The sequence below is a fragment of the Pseudomonas bohemica genome, from assembly GCF_002934685.1.
In the GTDB taxonomy this organism is placed as follows: Bacteria; Pseudomonadota; Gammaproteobacteria; order Pseudomonadales; family Pseudomonadaceae; genus Aquipseudomonas; species Aquipseudomonas bohemica.
On the sequence record NZ_NKHL01000028.1, the window covers coordinates 1 to 796 of the forward strand.

Here is a 796-nt window from a genome sequence, read left to right on the forward strand (position 1 = left end):
CCCCTGGTTTCATAGACACCTCCAAGCCTCATAATGAGGCCCAAATAGGAGGTGCCATGAGTCGTCAGCGTTACCCCGAAGAATTCAAGATCGAAGCGGTCAAGCAAGTGACCGAAAAAGGCAAACCTGTGGCCGATGTCGCCCAGCGCCTGGGCATGTCCGTTCACAGCCTCTACGCCTGGATCAAGCTCTACAGCAAACCCCGAGAGCAGCGTCAGCAAGACGATGACCAGCAAGCCGAGCTGCGTCAGCTTCGCTCCGAACTTAAGCGTGTGACTGAAGAGCGAGACATCTTAAAAAAGGCCGCCGCGTACTTTGCCAAGGAGTGCGGCTGAAGTACGCCTTCATCAAGAAGCACTCAACTGATTACCCGGTACGGCGCCTTTGCCAAACTCTCAAGGTGCACCCCAGCGGCTACTACGCCTGGCTGAGCGAGCCTCAATCTGCCCGAGCAAAAGAAGATCAACGCCTGCTTGGCTTGATCAAACATGCTTGGCTGGAGAGCGGAGGTGTATACGGCTATCGCAAAATTCACGATGACCTGCGTGAGCTGGGAGAAGCATGCGGGCGAAATCGAGTTGGGCGCTTGATGCAGGCGGAGGGGCTGCGTTCGCAAACGGGCTATCGGCGGCGTCCAGGGTTTTACGGTGGAAAACCAACAGTGGCCTCGCCCAACCACCTCGCGCGGCAGTTCAAGGTCAGTGAGCCGAACAAGGTCTGGGTGACAGATATCACTTACATCCGCACCTATGAAGGATGGCTCTACCTGGCGGTAGTGCTGGATCTGTTCTCACGC

General features: G+C 56.5%; 1 pseudogene. It reads left to right on the forward strand.

The features are described from left to right. Positions 1 to 56: 56 nt before the first annotated feature. Positions 57 to 796 (forward strand): annotated as a pseudogene (locus CE491_RS00095) (IS3 family transposase); the annotation flags it as partial.